We start from the raw sequence: 3496 nt of genomic DNA on the forward strand, positions 1-3496 counted from the left end.
ATTTTTCGTGATTTTTGAATTTTCAGCATTAATCCATGGAGTTTACACAGAATGGGTTACACTCTCATATTTAGCTGTTTCTTTCTCTTCTTTTTCTGCTATTTTCCACTAACGCTGACTTATTCCTATTATCATAAGCGTCATCAATTTTGCTTTCCAATTGCCATGAAATATTCTCCCATTTCATAGTAACTGCATACCCTGAATCTATATTATCTTGTAATCTTGCAGGTGTATCCTCAGCTGTTGGTAAGTATATTCCCAATAATCCATTTCGACTTCTGTCGCCATATGGTCTCAAAGATGCATAGATTTCCCAATCCACCCATTTCCTGTTTGCTGTTTCGCTTCCTATCAAAACAATAGTTACTGTTGAGTCTTTTAAATGTTCTGTTCTTATAGCTGCTAATATTTCATCGTCTGTCATATCTTCATATGCTTCGTCCAATGATTTATCCAATAGAGTATTATTTTCACCATATTGTGTTATTAAATAATCTGCCTTTGCTTGATCATTGTCGTGATGATAACTTACAAATACTTTGTGTGCCATAATAAATACCTTCTTCCTTTTTATAAAGATTGTAACCCTTTTAATACTAAAAGTACAGCTTCATCAAAATATACTGTATTAAATAATTGTATATTTTCTTCCCTGCTTAATCCGTTATTAAGTTTAATATTTTTTATTTTATTGACAATATCTATGTAACTGATTTTCTCTCCCCTTTTTTTGTATAGGTCCAAGATCCCTTTATACCCTACGTTATTTTCAATTTGCCAGCTCAAAGATAAATTATCGGAAACGTGATTATTTTCAATAATATCACAAACACTATGAACAATTCCTCCAAACCCCCCCAATAAATATATTGGAAGTTCCTTTTCGCTTGCAATAATAATCTCTTCTAAAACTCCTGGCATTTTCCCTTTATAACCTTTATCCTTACCGCCTGCACAAATCCGAGCATTGCAATCACCAATCATAGTTTCACGCATTTTCGTTAAGGACTGACTCCATATGTAACAATTTGTCTCCGAATCTGGGAAAAGAAACTTATCTTTTGAGGTAACCATATTTTCAACCTTATCTCCGATGTTAACATTTATCATTGCTAATATGCCTTTATATTCTGCTTTCCACTTTTTTATATCATCTGAATCATTTAAATATATGGGCCATGCCAAGTAATTTTTTATATGAATATCGTGTGATTTTAATCTATCTTTCAATATTTGTGCTTCTAATATCAATTTTTCTGTAAAACCATCTTTTCGAAGATCTCCACCATATATTAAACTTGCTCCACTTCCCAAAAGATATTTCGAAAATATTTGAGCTAGTTTTTTTAAATGTTTATCATTTTGTCCAATTTTTTTTAAATTACTATCATCGGGATTCGAAATAGACATCCCTATATTTTTATCCGAAAGATCTTCAGGATGCATTTCAACTGGTGTATATGTCTTAATTCCTAAACGCTTAAAAAAATCTATTTCTTCGGAATAGATCGGTGGATCAGGATATATAATAGCATCATAGTTCAAAGTAATAGTGTCTCCATCTTTTTTGATTATCTTTTGCAAATCAAACATTTCTGGCGGTCTACTCATACTTTTCACTCGTACTTTAATATTTTTCTGAATATCGTTTAGTTTTATATTTATATAGTTATACCTAATCGTTTCAATAAGAATCATTTCCAATATTCTATATAAATCATCCATCCCTATTTTATCATTTTTGATATCGGCTCTAACAACCGGAACATTCCCCGCGTATGGGAACTTCCTATCCATTCCTTTTTGTATTAAGTCAACTTCTATAATCGGTCTTTCAAATTCCTTTGATGTTTGTATTTCTCTCTGGCACCAATAACGAGTTGAATATATATCTGAATTTACAATAATGATGGAAGATTCTTTAATGTTATTAATTATCTCTTCATCAAATCTATATCCTGGTGCAATATCACTTGCATCGAAAAATCGGCTCATTGTTGACTCATCAATTACCTGCTTTAACTGTTTAGTGGCATTTATTCCATTTTTATCATCTTTCGCATGGCTTAAAAAGATCTTCAATGAGCTATTCGTACTAATGTCTCTTCGGTTTTCATTAAATCCCAATCTGTATATTTCGTGCGCCAAAGAAATAAAGAACTGTTGCTGTTTATTTTCTTTGTACTCGTATTCACGAATACAATTTAATGAACCAATTGATCCAAGATTAAAGGCAGTCTTGTCCAACGCAATTGGAATCACATTTAAAATATGATTCTCAAACATTTTATTAATATAATCTTCCCAATGGTTAGATACCACACTATTTTTGCCAATGAAAACATATGTTATTACTTTTTCAGCTTTAATAGGTATTGTTGGCGGAGTATTTTGATCATCTGTACTTGTATAGTAAAAAATTGGTAAATCTAGATTCCTTGAAAAAGGATTATTTAAATTTCTTGTAAGCAAATCAGACGCATAATTTATATATTTTTGAACGACTTCATTATCCTCTTTATTCCAAACAAAGACAACTGCTAAAGGTTCCATTATCCTATTTACTTCTTTCACATATATTTTTTAATCTCACAGTATACCTGTAAAGCTGCTTCTCGGTGTTTTTGCCTGATGGTTACGTCATAAATTTCGTGCTACAGCTGCACCTTTACTTATGTGCAACATACTCAACAACTCCCTCAGGACGTTCAACTGTTAAATTTTTTCCTTGTAGGTACTTTTTATATTTCTGATAACTATATAGTAGTTCGTCCTTAAAATCCATTACAGGCTCGATTATAATCGTAAGTTTGGTATCACGGATATATACAATAAATTCATATTAAGAAAGAATTTTTATTATATTGTCAACTTATATTATTGAACAGGCCAGACAACATCAGACGCATGACTTCAAACTATAATAATAAAATCGCATACAATATTTTTTAACTTAAGATTATAATCAGCATATTTTACAATAATTCTCATTGACTCTCCGCTAACATTACTAGTACACTGTATTTCTTTTATAATGCTATGTTTATCTACAGCGAATATCAGCATCTCGGCAAAATATTCATATTCATAATATGCATAATCTTTTCTATAACCATAAACCCATTGAGATTTGTCATCAGTCTGCTTTTAGGATATTTTGCTGTAACATTTTTAAATGGCATGCCAACTGCAAAGCCACTTGGTGTTGATAAATTACCTTCACGACAAACAATTCCGTCAACATATGTACCGCTATTAAATCCATTTAACGTATAATATGCATTAACACTAAAAAGATCATTATAATCGTATGTTATATATTGAACTTCATTATGGTATGTTCCTGTACTCTGCTTAGTCGGTTGCCCATAAATTTGTTCAACATAATCCAGAGACGTCCCTATATTGCCCCCCAATATTCATTTCTGTTTCACTAATCGTACCATGAGCACAAACTATTCCTGTTAACAATTGGTCCTATGTCAATATTTAG

General features: G+C 31.4%; 3 protein-coding genes. All 3 read right to left on the minus strand.

Annotation, left to right across the window (positions count from 1 at the left end; genetic code table 11):
* Positions 1-70: 70 nt before the first annotated feature.
* The 3 genes from I6751_RS01980 to I6751_RS01990 all read right to left on the minus strand — a co-directional run bounded on the left by I6751_RS01980 (position 71) and on the right by I6751_RS01990 (position 3419).
* Positions 71-553: a TIR domain-containing protein gene (locus I6751_RS01980; protein ID WP_196590538.1), complete on the minus strand. Its 483-nt coding sequence runs from the start codon at positions 551-553 to the stop codon at positions 71-73.
* A gap of 20 nt (positions 554-573) precedes the next feature.
* Complete coding sequence (locus I6751_RS01985) at positions 574-2556, minus strand: TIR domain-containing protein (RefSeq protein WP_196590537.1); 1983 nt, start codon at positions 2554-2556, stop codon at positions 574-576.
* A 506-nt stretch (positions 2557-3062) separates the two neighbouring features.
* Positions 3063-3419, minus strand: coding sequence for a hypothetical protein (locus I6751_RS01990; protein WP_196590536.1), 357 nt, complete (start codon positions 3417-3419; stop codon positions 3063-3065).
* Between the last annotated feature and the right edge of the window lie 77 nt (positions 3420-3496).

The sequence above is a fragment of the Pectinatus frisingensis genome (assembly GCF_015732285.1).
GTDB lineage: Bacteria > Bacillota > Negativicutes > Selenomonadales > Selenomonadaceae > Pectinatus > Pectinatus frisingensis.